9 protein-coding genes are annotated in these 16,891 nt (G+C 60.7%); 8 read left to right on the top strand and 1 reads right to left on the bottom strand.

Annotated features, from left to right (window positions below; all coding sequences use genetic code 11):
• Window positions 1–260 precede the first annotated feature (260 nt).
• From gcvH to FW764_RS18915, 6 genes are all read left to right on the top strand, one after another.
• Window positions 261–644: a glycine cleavage system protein GcvH gene (gcvH, locus tag FW764_RS18940; RefSeq protein ID WP_446435171.1), complete on the top strand. Its 384-nt coding sequence runs from the start codon at window positions 261–263 to the stop codon at window positions 642–644.
• Window positions 645–654: 10 nt separating this feature from the next.
• On the top strand, window positions 655–3,492 hold the full coding sequence (gcvP, locus tag FW764_RS18935; RefSeq protein ID WP_446435170.1) for an aminomethyl-transferring glycine dehydrogenase: 2,838 nt from the start codon (window positions 655–657) through the stop codon (window positions 3,490–3,492).
• Window positions 3,493–3,654: 162 nt separating this feature from the next.
• Window positions 3,655–5,031, top strand: coding sequence for an L-serine ammonia-lyase (locus tag FW764_RS18930; protein WP_446435169.1), 1,377 nt, complete (start codon window positions 3,655–3,657; stop codon window positions 5,029–5,031).
• A 39-nt stretch (window positions 5,032–5,070) separates the two neighbouring features.
• Window positions 5,071–6,195 carry a glycine cleavage system aminomethyltransferase GcvT gene (gene gcvT, locus FW764_RS18925; RefSeq protein WP_446435168.1) on the top strand — a complete coding sequence of 375 codons (1,125 nt, stop codon included), beginning with the start codon at window positions 5,071–5,073 and terminating at the stop codon, window positions 6,193–6,195.
• 393 nt (window positions 6,196–6,588) lie between these two features.
• Entirely contained in the window at window positions 6,589–6,801 is a 213-nt protein-coding gene (locus FW764_RS18920; RefSeq protein ID WP_003316897.1) for a cold-shock protein, read from the top strand.
• Between the two features lie 94 nt (window positions 6,802–6,895).
• Complete coding sequence (locus FW764_RS18915; RefSeq protein ID WP_446435167.1) at window positions 6,896–7,384, top strand: RDD family protein; 489 nt, start codon at window positions 6,896–6,898, stop codon at window positions 7,382–7,384.
• Between the two features lie 912 nt (window positions 7,385–8,296).
• Here the strand turns inward: FW764_RS18915 and nadA are convergent.
• Window positions 8,297–9,355 carry a quinolinate synthase NadA gene (gene nadA / locus FW764_RS18910; RefSeq protein WP_242152259.1) on the bottom strand — a complete coding sequence of 353 codons (1,059 nt, stop codon included), beginning with the start codon at window positions 9,353–9,355 and terminating at the stop codon, window positions 8,297–8,299.
• A 621-nt stretch (window positions 9,356–9,976) separates the two neighbouring features.
• Here nadA and FW764_RS18905 point away from each other — a divergent pair.
• Together FW764_RS18905 and FW764_RS18900 are read left to right on the top strand one after the other, a co-directional pair.
• The gene (locus FW764_RS18905) at window positions 9,977–11,728 is read left to right on the top strand and encodes a ShlB/FhaC/HecB family hemolysin secretion/activation protein (protein WP_446435166.1); all 1,752 of its coding nucleotides are present in this window, start codon (window positions 9,977–9,979) and stop codon (window positions 11,726–11,728) included.
• Between the two features lie 105 nt (window positions 11,729–11,833).
• Window positions 11,834–16,789, top strand: coding sequence for a hemagglutinin repeat-containing protein (locus FW764_RS18900; protein ID WP_446435165.1), 4,956 nt, complete (start codon window positions 11,834–11,836; stop codon window positions 16,787–16,789).
• Window positions 16,790–16,891: the final 102 nt, after the last annotated feature.

The following is a 16,891-nucleotide window of genomic DNA, read 5'->3' as shown; positions in this document are numbered from 1 at the left end:
GCTGTACTGAAAGCGCTACAGCGTAACGATATCGCTACAACCCTGTTTTTTGCGCGCCATGCAAGGCTTTGATCCACATAGGCTTTTTTTCACCGGCCAGACTGTAGCGAAATCGCTACAGCCAAAACATCTAACGTCACAGCCAATTTTGTTAACTTATTGATTTATAAGAGTTTAATGACTTTGGCCGCGATATTGCTAAGTAACTCCTCATTATTCCAATCTTGTCCACCAGACGAATCTGGCCCTGAGGAGTTTCCATGAGCGAGTTGCGTTTCACTGAAGATCACGAATGGCTGCGCGCCGAAGCCGATGGCAGCGTCACTGTGGGTATCACCGCTTTCGCGCAGAACGCGCTGGGTGATGTGGTTTTCGTGCAACTGCCGGAGTTGCAGTCCTACGACAAAGGCGCCGAAGCCTCCACCGTTGAATCGGTCAAGGCAGCCAGCGGCGTGTACATGCCGCTCGACGGCGAAGTCCTCGAAGTCAACGACAAACTCAGCGACAGCCCGGAACTGGTCAACGAAGATCCGATGGGCGAAGGTTGGTTCTTCCGCTTTAAACCCGCCGATGCCAATGCAGTGGCTAAGCTGTTGGATCAGGATGCGTACGACCGCCTGATCAAAGCCAACGCTGAAGCCTGAGGAGCGCGCCATGACCATTAATCTCAGCACCGCCAACGAATTCATCGCCCGCCACATCGGCCCGCGCCAGGAAGACGAGCAACAGATGCTGGCCAGCCTGGGCTTCGACTCCTTGGAAGCCCTGAGCGCCAGCGTGATCCCGGAAAGCATCAAGGGCACCAGCGTGCTCGGCCTGGAAGATGGCCTGAGCGAAGCCGAGGCCCTGGCCAAGATCAAGGCCATTGCTGGCCAGAACCAACTGTTCAAGACCTACATCGGCCAGGGCTACTACAACTGCCACACACCGTCGCCGATCCTGCGCAACCTGCTGGAAAACCCGGCTTGGTACACCGCTTACACGCCGTATCAGCCAGAAATCTCCCAGGGCCGCCTGGAAGCGCTGCTGAACTTCCAAACCCTGATCAGCGACCTCACCGGCCTGCCGATCGCCAACGCCTCGCTGCTCGACGAAGCTACCGCCGCCGCCGAAGCCATGACCTTCTGCAAGCGCCTGAGCAAGAACAAGGGCAGCAACGCGTTCTTCGCTTCGATCCACAGCCACCCGCAAACCCTCGACGTACTGCGCACCCGTGCCGAGCCGCTGGGCATTGACGTGGTGGTGGGCGATGAGCGCGAACTGACCGACGTCAGCGCATTCTTCGGCGCCCTGCTGCAATACCCGGCCAGCAACGGTGACGTGTTTGATTACCGTGAGCTGACCGAGCGCTTCCACACCGCCAACGCCTTGGTCGCGGTCGCCGCCGACCTGCTGGCCCTGACCCTGCTGACCCCACCGGGTGAGTTCGGTGCCGACGTGGCCATCGGCAGCGCGCAACGCTTTGGCGTGCCGCTGGGCTTTGGTGGCCCGCACGCGGCGTACTTCTCTACCAAGGATGCGTTCAAGCGCGACATGCCGGGCCGTCTAGTCGGTGTGTCGGTCGACCGTTTCGGCAAGCCGGCCCTGCGCCTGGCCATGCAGACCCGCGAGCAACATATCCGTCGCGAGAAAGCCACCAGCAACATCTGCACCGCCCAAGTGCTGCTGGCCAACATCGCCAGCATGTACGCCGTGTACCACGGCCCTAAAGGCCTGACCCAGATTGCCCAACGCATTCACCAACTGACCGCGATCCTGGCCAAGGGCCTGACGGCCTTGGGCTTGAAGGTCGAGCAGGCACACTTCTTCGACACCCTGACCCTCAACACGGGCGCCAACACCGCTGCCCTGCACGACAAGGCGCACGCACAGCGCATCAACCTGCGTGTGGTCGATGCTGAGCGTCTGGGCTTGTCGGTCGACGAAACCACCCGCCAGGCCGACATCGAAGCCCTGTGGTCGATCTTCGCCGACGGCAAGGCACTGCCCGCTTTCACCAACACCGAAAGCACCCTGCCCGCCGCGCTGCTGCGCCAGTCGCCGATCCTCAGCCACCCGGTGTTCAACCGCTACCACTCCGAAACCGAGCTGATGCGCTACCTGCGCAAGCTGGCCGACAAGGACCTGGCACTGGACCGCACCATGATCCCGCTGGGTTCGTGCACCATGAAGCTCAACGCCGCCAGCGAAATGATTCCGGTGACCTGGGCCGAGTTCGGTGCCCTGCACCCGTTTGCCCCGGCCGAACAAAGCGCCGGCTACCTGCAACTGACGTCCGAGCTGGAAGCCATGCTCTGCGCAGCCACCGGTTATGACGCCATCTCGCTGCAACCGAACGCCGGTTCCCAGGGTGAATACGCCGGCCTGCTGGCAATTCGTGCCTATCACCAGAGCCGTGGCGAAGATCGCCGCGACATCTGCCTGATCCCATCGTCGGCCCACGGCACCAACCCCGCTACCGCCAACATGGCCGGTATGCGCGTAGTGGTCACCGCCTGCGATGCACGTGGCAACGTCGACATCGAAGACCTGCGTGCCAAAGCCATCGAGCACCGCGAGCACCTCGCCGCGCTGATGATCACCTACCCGTCCACCCACGGCGTGTTCGAAGAAGGCATCCGCGAAATCTGCGGCATCATTCACGACAACGGCGGCCAGGTGTACATCGACGGCGCCAACATGAACGCCATGGTCGGCCTGTGCGCACCGGGCAAGTTCGGCGGCGACGTGTCCCACCTGAACCTGCACAAGACGTTCTGCATCCCTCACGGCGGTGGCGGCCCGGGCGTTGGCCCGATTGGGGTTAAATCCCACCTCACGCCGTTCCTGCCTGGCCACGCAGCCATGGAGCGCAAGGAAGGCGCGGTGTGCGCGGCGCCATTCGGCAGCGCGAGTATCCTGCCAATCACCTGGATGTACATCAGCATGATGGGCGGCGCGGGTCTCAAGCGCGCTTCGCAGTTGGCGATCCTGAATGCCAACTACATTTCCCGTCGCCTCGAAGAGCACTACCCAGTGCTTTACACCGGCAGCAACGGCCTGGTAGCGCACGAGTGCATCCTTGACCTGCGCCCGTTGAAAGACAGCAGCGGCATCAGCGTTGATGACGTGGCCAAGCGCCTGATCGATTTTGGCTTCCACGCGCCGACCATGTCGTTCCCGGTGGCCGGCACCTTGATGATCGAGCCGACAGAAAGTGAATCCAAGGAAGAACTGGACCGCTTCTGCGACGCGATGATCGCCATCCGCGAAGAGATCCGCGCGGTGGAAAACGGCACGCTGGACAAGGACGACAACCCGCTGAAAAACGCACCGCACACGGCTGCTGAAATCGTCGGCGAATGGAGCCACCCGTACAGCCGTGAACAAGCGGTGTACCCGGTTGCGTCGTTGATCGAAGGCAAGTACTGGCCCCCGGTTGGCCGGGTCGACAACGTGTTTGGCGATCGCAACCTCGTATGCGCATGCCCTTCAATCGAGAGCTACGCCTGATCTGACTGGAGGAACACGGTCAAAAATGTGGGAGCGGGCTTGCTCGCGAAAGCGGTGTACCAGTTGATACATCTGGTGACTGAACCAACGCATTCGCGAGCAAGCCCGCTCCCACATTTGAGCGCGTTCATCCGATAAATAATAAGAAACCGGAGAACAACCATGTCCCTTAGCGTGTTCGACCTGTTCAAAATTGGCATCGGCCCCTCCAGCTCTCACACCGTCGGCCCGATGCGCGCCGCCGCCCGATTCGTCGAAGGCCTCAAGCGCGATAACCTGCTGAGCGCCACCACCGGCATCAAGGTGGAACTCTATGGCTCGCTGGGCGCCACCGGTAAAGGCCACGGCAGCGACAAAGCCGTGTTGCTGGGCCTGGAAGGCGAACACCCGGACACCGTCAATACTGAAACCGTGGCTGCACGCCTCGCGCAAATGCGCAGCGACGGTCGCTTAAACCTGCTCGGCGAACACAGCATTGCGTTCAATGAGAAAGAACACCTGGCGATGATTCGCAAACCCCTCGCCTACCATCCCAACGGCATGATTTTTCGTGCCTTCGATGCGGCGGGTATCCAGATTCGCAGCCGCGAGTACTACTCGGTCGGTGGCGGGTTTGTGGTGGATGAAGACGCCGCTGGCGCCGACCGGATTGTCGAAGACACCACGCCGCTGACCTTTCCGTTCAAGCACGCCAAAGACTTGCTGGGGCATTGCGCTACCTACGGGCTGTCGATCAGCCAAGTGATGCTGACCAATGAAAGTGCCTGGCGCCCGGAAGCGGAAACCCGCGCCGGTTTGTTGAAAATCTGGCAAGTGATGCAGGACTGCGTCGACGCCGGCTGTCGCAACGAAGGGATTTTGCCCGGTGGTTTGAAGGTCAAGCGCCGCGCCGCTGCCCTGCATCGCCAGCTATGCAAGAACCCGGAATCAGCGCTGCGTGACCCGCTGTCGGTGCTTGATTGGGTCAACCTGTATGCACTGGCGGTCAACGAAGAAAACGCCAACGGCGGGCGTGTGGTCACGGCGCCCACCAACGGCGCAGCCGGGATTGTGCCGGCCGTGCTGCATTACTACATGCGCTTTATCCCAGGCGCGAACGAGGACGGCGTGGTGCGCTTTCTGCTCACCGCCGCCGCCATCGGGATTTTGTACAAGGAAAACGCCTCAATCTCCGGCGCCGAAGTCGGCTGCCAGGGCGAGGTTGGCGTGGCCTGTTCAATGGCTGCAGGTGCGCTATGCGAAGTGTTGGGTGGCAGCGCGTCCCAAGTGGAAAACGCCGCCGAGATCGGCATGGAACATAACCTCGGCCTGACCTGCGATCCGATTGGCGGCTTGGTACAAGTGCCGTGCATCGAGCGTAATGCGATGGGCTCGGTCAAGGCGATCAATGCAGTGCGTATGGCGTTGCGCGGCGATGGTCAGCACTTTGTGTCCCTCGACAAGGTCATCCGCACCATGCGCCAGACCGGCGCCGACATGAAAAGCAAATACAAGGAAACCGCCCGTGGCGGTTTGGCGGTCAACATTATCGAGTGCTGACGCTTACACGCGCGTCCGCACGTTTTTCAGGAGCTGAATATGTCCACCGAAACCCTGTTGAAAACCCCACTGCATGCGCTGCACCTCGAGCTGGGCGCGCGCATGGTGCCCTTTGCCGGCTACGACATGCCGGTGCAATACCCGCTGGGCGTGATGAAGGAACACCTGCACACTCGTGATCAAGCCGGGTTGTTCGACGTGTCGCACATGGGTCAGATCCGCTTGACCGGCGCGAATGCCGCCAAAGCCCTGGAAACCCTGGTGCCTGTCGACATCATCGACCTGCCGGTGGGCATGCAGCGCTACGCCATGTTCACCAATGACCAAGGCGGCATTCTCGACGACCTGATGGTGGCCAACCTGGGCAACGACGAGCTGTTCCTGGTGGTCAACGCCGCCTGCAAGGACCAGGACTTGGCGCACCTGCGCAAACACATTGGCGAGCAGTGCACCATCGAGCCGCTGTTCGAAGAACGCGCCCTGCTCGCCCTGCAAGGCCCGGCGGCAGTGAAGGTACTGGCGCGCCTGGCGCCGGAAGTGACCCAGATGACCTTCATGCAGTTCGCCACCCTGCGCCTGCTGGGTGTGGACTGCTACGTCAGCCGCTCCGGTTACACCGGCGAAGACGGTTTTGAAATCTCGGTGCCGGCCGCCAACGCCGAGAGCCTGGCGCGTAGCCTGCTGGCCGAGACCGAAGTGCAAGCCATCGGCCTAGGCGCCCGCGACTCGCTACGCCTGGAAGCTGGCCTGTGCCTGTACGGCCACGACATGAACACCGACACCACCCCGATCGAAGCCAGCCTGCTATGGGCGATCTCCAAGGCCCGCCGCGCCGACGGCGCACGTGCCGGTGGCTTCCCGGGCGCCGACAGGATCTTCACCCAGCAACAAGCCGGTGTAAGCCGTAAGCGTGTCGGCCTGCTGCCACAGGAACGCACCCCGGTGCGTGAAGGCGCTGAAATCGTCGATGAGCACGGCACCGTGATCGGCAGCGTGTGCAGCGGCGGCTTTGGCCCGACGTTGGGCGGCCCGCTGGCCATGGGTTACCTGGACAGCGCATTCATCGCACTGGACACCGAAGTGTCTGCGTTGGTACGTGGGAAAAAGGTGCCATTACGTGTAAGTAAAATGCCATTCGTACCACAACGTTACTACCGTGGCTGATTGGCTGTTTCTATAAGTAACGCGGTTGCGTTAGCGCGCACTAAACTGTAACGCAACCGCCATAAAACAGTGCATCGTCGATAGTCAATGTAATAGGGGCTCACCTATAACAAGTGATCAACGCTATCGAATAAGCAGGCGTAACATTGTTGATCAAACAGCCACGAACCCAAGCAAACGCTGGGCTTTTGGCGGGGCTTGTTTTTTCTCTGTTAGTTGGCGTAGAGTTTGCCCACTGTGTTTGCATGGGTCGCTTGGAACCTGGACCTGGGCAGTAGCTGAAGTAGTTGTGCTACAACCCGTTCGACGTCTCTTACTTTCCTGCAACCCAGCCCAGTACTCTTTCATGCGAAAGGGGCTGTCATTAATTTTTAGCGTCAAGGAAATAAGAAAATGGCTGAACGTCAGAGCGGTACCGTCAAGTGGTTTAACGACGAGAAAGGGTTTGGTTTTATCACTCCAGAAAGCGGTCCGGATCTGTTCGTCCATTTCCGCGCTATTCAGGGCAACGGCTTCAAGAGCCTCAAAGAAGGCCAGAAAGTGACTTTCATCGCCGTGCAAGGCCAGAAAGGCATGCAGGCTGACGAAGTACAAGCAGAAGGTTGATCCTTACTGCGACAAAAAGCCCCTGAGGGTGACATCAGGGGCTTTTTTATAGGCGTTTATCCGTAAAATGGCTTTTTCCTCAAGAGAAACTGCCATGTCCAAACCCCTGCTGAGCCCCCAAGGCGAATTTCCCGCCGTTGGTCTGGGCCGTCGTCTGGCAGCGATGTTCTATGACTTTCTGTTGTGCACCGCCCTGCTGATCGTCACCGCGTTTATCTACAAACTGGTGTGGATGGCATTTATCGGCGAGGCCAAGATGCGCACGCTCACCGAGTCGGGCGCGCTGGACGGTGACCCGTTGCTGTCGACGATTTTGTTTTTTGTGCTGTTTGGTTTTTTCGCCATGTTCTGGACTTATTCAGGGCAGACACTGGGCATGCAGGTGTGGGGCGTACGCGTACAGAACGCCGACGGCTCGCGGATCAGTCTGTGGCAGGCGCTGTTACGCTTTGTGGTGTCGATTGCGTCGTGGCTGTGCGTGGGGTTGGGGTTTATCTGGTCGTTGTTTGATAAGCAGAAACGCAGTTGGCATGACATTTATTCGGATACGCAGTTGGTGCGGGTTCCGAAGCAGAAGAAGTAATTCAAGGCAACCCAAATCAAATGTCGGAGCTGGCTTGCGATGCAGGTACCTCGGTCTATCAGGCAGACCTGGGTGATGCTATCGCAGCATAGGTATCTACACATCTTTATATGGGTTGAATTCTTTGGTTGTCGTGGGGGCGCTGGGTACATATCCGTTATTTGGGTAACGGCTGCTATGGGTTCCGCCCTTACGGCGGGTCACTTTTGGAAAAGAGCCCGGAATGCCGGCCCAGCCAAAAGTAACCAAAATGGCTCTTGCCCCACCACTCGGCACCTCGCCTAGGCTCGGTGTGCCCTCACTCCGGCCAGCGTGGTTTAACGGGGCGCCTAAGATCAAGATCAAGATCAAAAGCAAGAGCACGCCGGCCTGACAGCCGACCTGATATTTGAAACTGAACTCAATCTAATGTGGGATCTCATTACATCAGCTAGATAGGCTTCTGCTCTGCTTCTGCCCTGCTTTTGCTTCTACCACTCAGGTCGGCTACTAGGCCGCCGTGCTCTTGCTTTTGATCTGCTTTTGATCTTGATCTGAGGCGCCCCGTTAAACCACGATGGCCGAACGCAGGCTTGAATCCGTGGGTAACCCGGCAGGACGCCGGGTTAGCCGCGATGGGCCAAGGATGGCCCATGGCGGCGGCCCACGGATTCAAGCCGGAGTGAGGGCATGCCGAGCCTAGGCGAGGCACCGAGTGGTGGGGCGAAGACCTTTTGCTTACTTTTGGGTCTTTCCAAAAGTGAGCCGCTGTAAGAGCGGAACCCTAAGCAGCCGTTACCGCAGCAACGGATATGTACTCACATCTACCTAACAACCCCGTCAAAAACTTAGCGCAACACAAAAAGTTGCGTAGATACCCATGCTCATCGCGGGCAAGCCAGCTCCCACAGTTTGACCGTTTTTACGGCTGCATCAGGCATTGCCAGCCAGTTTCAGGCGCGCAGCCTGGGTAAAATCCAGCATGCGCTTGAGCGGCCGCACCGCCTGTGGAATCACCGACGGCTCAACGAATATCTCGTTGCTGCCCTCACGCAGGCACTGCAGCGTGCGCTCCAGCGTATTCATCGCCATCCACGGGCAGTGCGCGCAACTGCGGCATGCCGCGCCGTTGCCGGCAGTCGGTGCCTCAACAAACACCTTGTCCGGGCACAACTGTTGCATCTTGTAGAAGATGCCGCGGTCGGTCGCCACGATGAACGTCTTGTTCGGCAAACGCTGAGCCGCCGCGATCAGTTGGCTGGTGGAACCCACCGCGTCCGCCAATTCAATCACCGCCGTCGGCGACTCCGGGTGTACCAAGATCGCTGCATCCGGGTACAGCGCCTTCATGTCCTCCAACTGCTTGGACTTGAACTCCTCGTGGACGATGCAAGCACCGTCCCACAGCAGCATGTCGGCACCGGTCTGGCGTTGAATGTACGTGCCCAGGTGCTTGTCCGGGCCCCAGATAATGGTTTCGCCGTTGTCCATCAGGCTTTCGACGATTTCCAGCGCGCAGCTGGAGGTGACAACCCAATCCGCCCGGGCCTTGACCGCCGCCGAGGTGTTGGCATACACCACCACCGTGCGCTCGGGATGCTGATCGCAGAACGCCGAAAACTCATCCACCGGGCAGCCAAGATCCAGAGAGCACGTGGCTTCCAGGGTGGGCATGAGGATGCGTTTTTCGGGGGTGAGGATTTTGGCGGTCTCGCCCATGAAACGCACACCGGCAACCAGCACGGTCTTGGCCGGGTGGGCAGCGCCGAAGCGCGCCATTTCCAGGGAGTCGGAGACACAGCCGCCGGTTTCTTCGGCCAGGGCCTGAATCACCGGGTCGCAGTAGAAGTGGGCGACCAGCACCGCGTCTTGAGCCTTGAGCTCGGCGGCGATGGCGGCACGCAGGCGCGTCTCTTCTTCGGCGCTGAGCGCCTTGGGCTGCTTGGCGTCGAGGTGAGCTTGAACCAGAAGGCGTTCGGAAATTTGCGTCATGTTCGCAAGACCTGCAGGCGCAGTTGCGCGAAAGTCGAGTGTACCACCGGCTCTGGAGCCCTTCGGGCGCCGCCGGACGAAGTGATTGTGTTCATCAAGCACGGTGAAGCTGCGCAAGGCTACAGAATATCGAATGGATTCAAAAGCCTAATATGGCGTTCACGGGTGCGTCGGTAGGGATGGGCCCAGCGTATTGTGCCGCTGCGAAAATCCTACCTCACCCAGGCATTGGCCGTGCGACTGCACAAAGTCGTCAACAGCCGCTTGAACCTGAAGACAAAAGGCTAAGCGGTCAGGCTGGATCTTTTGGCAAGATCGGTGCCAGCTTTGAGTAAACAGAGCGATTAAACAAATTCCCTGCAACAATCGAAACCCTCCATCGCTATGCCCCCTCCTGCTAAAACCCTTTAAACCAAGGCTCTTAAGAAGCCTGGCGTTTAGGCTTGCACCATATTTGTGCGATTTATTACTGAATAACGCGGAATTCATCACGTTTTATGTAATAAATCCTACAACCCATGTAACAAACCGTTTAAAGATGACTCAAGTGCGACAAGCCCTGAGTTCACGGTTTGGCAGTGAGCTCGTGGGTCGTGTGAATTTCTACGTTAAGGATGTCGAGTGCCGAATCAGCCCTCAACCCAACATCAGCGGTGTTTGCGAGAACTGGGCGTCGCCCTGCTCTGCCTTTGCACGTTGCCAGCGGCCGCCGCCGAGGGGCCGCAGCCAGGCCAGGAAACCCTGCGCCTACAGCAGCAACAGTCAGGCCAGGAAGCCTTGCGCCTACAGCAGCAACAGCAACGCGACCTGCAGCAATTACAACTCGAGCAGCGCCAGCGGCAGATGCAACGAGGCAGCTTCGGTACGCAACCGGCCACCCCGGCCTCGCCTGCAGGCATCGCCAAGGATGAACGCTGCTGGCCGCTGAGCGGCACGCGTCTGGCCGGTGTAACGCTGTTCAACAAGGCTGAGTTAAACAAACGCATCGAACCCTACATCGCGCCCTGCATGGGCGTCACCCAGATCAACCGCTTGCTGGCCGAGATCACCCGGCTGTATGTCGAGGCTGGCTATATCGCCAGCCGCCCGTACCTGATCAGTACGCCCGCTGCCGGGCAACCGCTGGATATTCACGTCGAAGAAGGCTACCTGGAAGCCATCGAACTGGCCGACCAAAGCCTGCCAGTGTCGTTGGGCGGGGCGTTTCCCGGGATGCTCGGCCAGCCGCTGAACCTGCGCGACCTGGAACAAGGCCTGGACCAGCTCAATCGCCTGCGCTCGGTTGACCTCACCGCCGACATTGCACCCGGCAGCGAGCCCGGCGCCTCGCGCATCATCCTGCGCTCACGCAGCAGCGCCTCGCGCTGGGCGCTGGGGCTGGGGGTGGATAACCTCGGCAGTGCCGGCACGGGGCGTGATCGCAATGCCATCAACCTAAGCCTGGACAGCCCGCTGGAGCTCAATGATTCGCTCAACCTGAGCTTCAGCGACACGCTCAACCACGGGCCGCGCTACAGCCGCAGCAACAGCGTGTTTTATTCCATCCCTTACGGGTACTGGACCTACAGCCTGTTCGCCAGCCATACCGAATACCGCTCGCCGTTCAAGCTCAGCCGCGCCACGTTTTATAACAGCGGCCGTACCGACCAGGTCAGTTTGCGCACTGACCGCGTGCTGTGGCGCGACCAGGGCCATCAACTCAGCGCCAACCTGCAACTGGCCTACAAGGACGTCGACAGCTACCTGCAAAAGGTTCGCTTAGGCATCCAGAGCCCGACGCTGACAGTGGCCGAGGCTGGCCTGAATCTGTTCTGGCTCAACAGCGCAGTGTGGAACCTCGACGTCAATTACGCCCAAGGCCTGACGTGGTTCGGCGCCGACCGTGATGCTGACCAAACGCAAAAAAACTTGCCCCAGGCGCAGTTCCATAAATACCGCGCCAACCTCACCCAATGGCGCAACGGCCAATGGCTGGGCCAACCGTGGCAGTGGCAGAGCCAGCTGTCGGCGCAATACAGCCCGGATGCGCTGCCTGCCATCGAGCAACTGCTGGGCACCGACGATTCGGCGGTGCGGGGCTACCGCGAAAACAGCGCGTCCGGGGCCATCGGAGCGGTATGGCGCAACACCTTGCGCCTGCCGCTGAGCAGCAACCTGCCGGTAAAAATCACCCCGCGCCTGGGCCTGGACAACGGCTGGCTCAAGCGCGAACACGGCGCCCAAAGCCAGCGCCTGAGCGGCGCCAGTGTCGGGCTCAACCTGAGCTGGAAAAACGTGCAACTGGACCTCGATTACCAACGCAACCTCAACACGCCCACAGGGTTTGGCCAGGAACCGGAGGTCTGGCTGACGCGCTTGAGCCTACAGATATGAGCAAACACCTGTTTAGCCTGAGTTAACCGCAGTACCTGACCACCTCAGCAGCGTTGCAACGAACAACGCACGTCGCGGATCAGCCAACACAGAGCGAATTTATTTATGCCGACTGACATCCATACGTTTCACCTTTCACCCCAGGGCAAACTGCGCTGGGCCATCGCCAGCTTGTTCCTGCTGCCGCAGCTGGTGCTGGCCGGTGGCTTGACCGTCGTCGAAGGGCCTGGCGGCACCCCGCAACTGCAAAACCAGGGCGGCGTGCCGATCGTCAACATCGTCGCCCCGAATGCCGGCGGCCTGTCGCATAACCAGTTCCTGGACTACAACGTCGACCGCCAGGGCGTGGTGTTGAACAACGCCTTGCAGGCCGGCCAATCGCAACTCGCCGGGCAACTGGCGGCCAACCCGCAGTTCCAGGGCCAGGCGGCGAGCGTGATCCTCAACGAGGTGGTGAGCCGCAACGCCTCGGCCATCAATGGCGCCCAGGAGATTTTTGGCCGGGCCGCCGATTATGTACTGGCCAACCCCAACGGGATTTCCGTCAACGGCGGCAGTTTCATCAACACCCCGAATGCCAACTTGGTGGTGGGCCGCCCTGAGCTCAACGACGGTAAGCTACAAGGTTTGAACACGCGCGATGCCAGCGGCCAACTGACGGTGCTAGGCCAGGGCCTGCAAAACGGCGCGGGCTCGATCAACCTGATTGCGCCGCGCATCGACAGCGATGGGCGCCTCAGTGCGCGTGACCAATTGAACCTCACGGTCGGCCGCAATCAGGTCGACTACGCCAGCGGCCAGGTGCGCCAGGTCGACCCGGCGAGCAAAACCCAAGACCAGCGTATCGACGCCCGTCTGTTCGGAGCGATGCAGGCCGGCCGCATCAACATCATCAGCACCGCCGAAGGGGCCGGTGTGCGCGTAGGTGCGGTGCAAGTCGAGGGCCGTGACGGGGTGAAGGTCAGCTCCGCCGGCGACCTCGATATCAGCGGCCAGGTCCACGCCGACAGCCTCGACGCCACCCGCGCCGGTGTGCAGAGCCGCCAGGGCGATGTCGACTTGCACAGCGCCAAGGACTTGAGCCTCGCCGCCACCGACGTCGGCGGGCGCAACGTCAAGCTCGACGCCGGCCGCAACCTCACCCTCAGCAGCCTGGAAAGCCGCAAGCTCCAGGAAAAACGTGAACAGTGGAACAACAGCAACTTCCTGTTCACCTACGAAACCTATGACCGCACCACCACCGACAAAGATTCGCGCCAGCACGGTACAAACGTCGTCGCGCAGCAGAATGCCGCGCTGTCGTCCGGCGCCAAGACCGAGATCAAGGCTAGCCAGGTCGAAGCGGGCGAGGCCTTGCGCGTCAACAGCGGCGCCGACCTGCAATTGAGTGCCGCCACCGAAACCCATGAAACCCGCGACCAAGGCAACCATCGCAAGCACCTGTGGAAAGCCAACTGGGACAAGTCCAGCAACGAACAGCGCAGCGTCACCAGCCGCCTCAAGGCCGGCAAAACCCTGGAGCTGACCAGCCAGCAAAAACTGCAGCTGCAGGGCGCCGAGCTGAAATCTGCGGGCGATATTCAATTGGCCGCCCGGCAAGTCGATATCACCAGCGCCAGCCGTACCCAGAGCAGCCGCGACAACGCTTACTCCGGCGACCTGACCGGCGGCAGCTTCTTCGGCAAGAACGGCGATGGCGATAAGGGCAAGACCCTGAACACCGGCAGCAAGGTCAACGCCGACGGCAAGCTGATCGTCAAGGCGGACGACGTGCGCATCAGCGGCAGCCAGGCGCGTGGTGGCCAACAGGCCAGCGTCATCAGCGACAAAGGCTCACTGGTGATCGACGGCGTACAAGACACCTCCCACGACAATAGCTACAGCAACGACAGCAAGTTCTTTGGTATCTCCAAGGATGAAAGCCGCAAGAACCTCAAGGACAGCACCGTCGTCGCCAGCAACCTGCGCTCGGACAGCAACCTCAAACTGCAAAGCGCCAAGGACATCAGCGTCAGCGGCTCCAAGGTCTCAGCGGCAGGCGAACTGCAAGCGGATGCCAAAGGTGACATCAAGGTCGCGTCGGCTGAAAACACCTCTGACACCACCACCAGCACTCACACGCGGGGTTTCGATGGCTACGCCAAGGAAACCGCCGACGGCACCCGTCAGTACCGCGCGGGTGTGAACTATGCAGACCAGCAGCACACCAGCAAGACCGACACCACCCAGCAGCAAGCTTCCAGCCTCAGTGGCGGCAGCCTGGCCGTCACGGCCGGTGGCGACGTGAGCATCAAGGGTTCCGAGCTGAAGGCGACCCAGGGCGATGCGACCGTGAGCGCTAAGAACGTCGAGCTGTTGGCGACCGATGACAGCACCCGCAACCAAACCGACACCACCACCACCGCTGGCGGCGTGTACTACACCGGCGGCCTGGACCGAGCCGGCAATGGTGCGCAGTTCAGCCATCAGAGCAGCAATGACACCAGCCACAAAACCACGGCGCAAACCAGCAGCGTGGCGTCGGCCGGCACCCTGACGATCAACGCCGGCAACACCCTCACCAGCCAAGGCGCGCAGGTGAAGGCCGGTTCTGAGTTGCAGGTCAACGCGGCCCAGGTCGATAACCAGGCGGCGCATAACACCGAGACCGGTACCCACAAGGAGAACGGCTGGACCGCCGACGTCGGCGCCAATGTCGAATACAAAGGCATCACCCGGCCTATCGAAAAAGCCGTCGAAGGCGTGGCGCAGGCCAAATTCCATCAGCCAGGCCTGCTGGATGCCTTCGAGCAACCGAATGTCGGGCTCGATGTGGAAATCGGCCATACCAACAAGACCCGCACCCAGCAGGACAGCACTGCCGTGGTCAGTCAGTTCAGTGGTGGCACGGTGCAGGTCAATGTCGCCAACACCGTGAAGGATGAAGGCACCCAATACCGCGCCACTGAGGGCGGGCTGAAGATCAATGCCGGCGAGCACCTCGCCACCGCCGCCGCCAACACCCACACCAGTAGCGAGCAAGGCGTTGACGCCAAAGCGGGCGTGCGCGTCTACACCACTACCGGTGAAGACTTGAACGTGCGCGGCAATGGCGCAGGCGGCAGCAGCGATGTGCGCGAGGCCAGCAGCACAGCGGTGGTCGGCAGCTACGCCGGCGCCCAGGGTGTGAACATCGAGACCCAAGGCGACGCGCGTTATGAAGGCAGCCAGTTCAACGGCGGCCAGGCGGGCATCAACCTCAAAGCCGGTGGCGAATTGGCGCTGAACCAGGCCAACGATACCCAGAGCAACACTAACACTAGCCTGCGCGGCAGCGGTTCATTGACCGTGGGCACGGCGCCGGGCAGCAACGGTACAAACGTCAACCTCGGTGCCGGTGTGCAACTGGACAACAAGCGCCTGAACACCCAGGACAGCCAGGCGCGTGTCGCGACGCTGCAGGGCAACGGCCCGATCCAGCTCAGCAGCGGTGGCGACATGATCCTGCAAGGCACACAGGTCGGCAGCAGCACCGCGAAGACCGGTGACATCAGCCTCAACGCTGGCGGCAAGCTGAACCTGCAAGCAGCCACCGATACACACGTGAGCAGCGGCAGCAACCTGGGCGGCGGCCTGACGGTCGGTGCCGGCAAGACCAACAGCGCCGAAAGCAGCAGCACCACCGGCAGCCTGAGCGCCAACTTCAACATCGGCAAAGTCGCCGAAAACGACCAAGGCGTCAGCGTCGGGCAGTTGCACAGCAACGGCAAGGTGAGCCTCACCAGCGGCGCCAACGCGGCGGATGCCATCCACCTGCAAGGCACTCAGGTAGTGGCGGACAGCGTCAGTCTGGAGGCGCAAAACGGCGGTATCCTGCAAGAGTCGGCGCAATCGACCCAGGCACATAACAGCTGGGGCGTGACCCTGGGCGCAGGCGGCAGCGGCGGCAAAACCACCCTGGCCGACGCCGGTGAACACGACACCCCCAAGACCCAGCACGGCATCAATGCGCGGGCCAAGGTCGACGTGGATCACCTGCAAGGCACCACCCAGCACGACAGCCTGATCAAGGCGAATAAGGTGGTGATCAACAGTGCCGGTGACACCCATCTGGCCGGCGCGCGGATTGAAGCCGAGCAGGTCAGTGGCAATGTCGGCGGCGACCTCGTCGTTGAGAGCCGCAAGGATCAAGTCAGCAGCACCCAGGTCAACGTCGACGCCAAACTTGATGTCGAGAAAAACCAACCCGGCGTGGTCAACAAACTGGCCAAGGCCAGCGGACCGCTCAAGGACAAGGTGCAAGCCAAGGCCGAGGGCGCGTTCGACAAGCATCGCGACAAGTTGGAGAACGCCGTCGACAAGGGCACCGAGCACCTGGCCTCGGCCAAGGACAGCGTGGTCAACAGCGTTGGTAACGCCAAGGAACGCCTGGGCGAAAAACTCACCCGCAGCGGTAGCTACGACGTGAACCCCGAGCCCCGTGGCGCCTTCGGTACGAGCGTGGACAAAGCCAAGGCTTACCTGGCGGACAAGAAGGATGCCGTGGGCACTCGCCTGTCGGACCTCAAGGAAAAGGTCTGGCCAAAAACCACTGACAGCTACGCCGTCAGCGGCAAGAACACCACCGGCAGCTCGGTGGCCAATACCGCCGAAAGCGTGCTGTTCGGCGACAAGAGCGGCAACACGTCCTACACCCCGACGCTGAACCTGGACGTCAGCCATGGGGTGAAAGACAGCGTCACTCAAGCATCGGGCATCCGCGGTACGCAGGGCGTAAACCTGCAGGTGAGTGGCGAAACCCGCCTGACGGGCGCGCGGATCAGCGCGGACCAGGGCAAGGTCGACCTCGGTGGTTCCAAAGTGACGGCAACGACGTTGGCCGGCAGCGACTACCGAGCCGATGTGGGGCTGAACCTGTCGAAATCACCGGTCAATCTGGTGCTGGGAGCCAAGGATGAATTGACCCAGAAACAGGACGACGCCACGCGTAAGGATCAAGCCTTCAACCTCGGGCCGCTAAGGGTCGGCGGGCACAGTGATAGCCAGGAGTTGCAGGCCGGGATTGATCAGCGCGTTAACTAAGTCACAGTGCGGCGGTGGGCGCGGGTAAGCCGTCTTCCACCGCCGCATACATTTCTAAATGTTTCTTCATAAACCCAAACCGTCATTAAACAGACATATCTC

This window comes from Pseudomonas sp. 1152_12, from assembly GCF_052850675.1.
The sequence above is the reverse complement of the archived record's forward strand: the minus strand, read 5'-3'. Positions and strand labels throughout refer to the sequence as shown.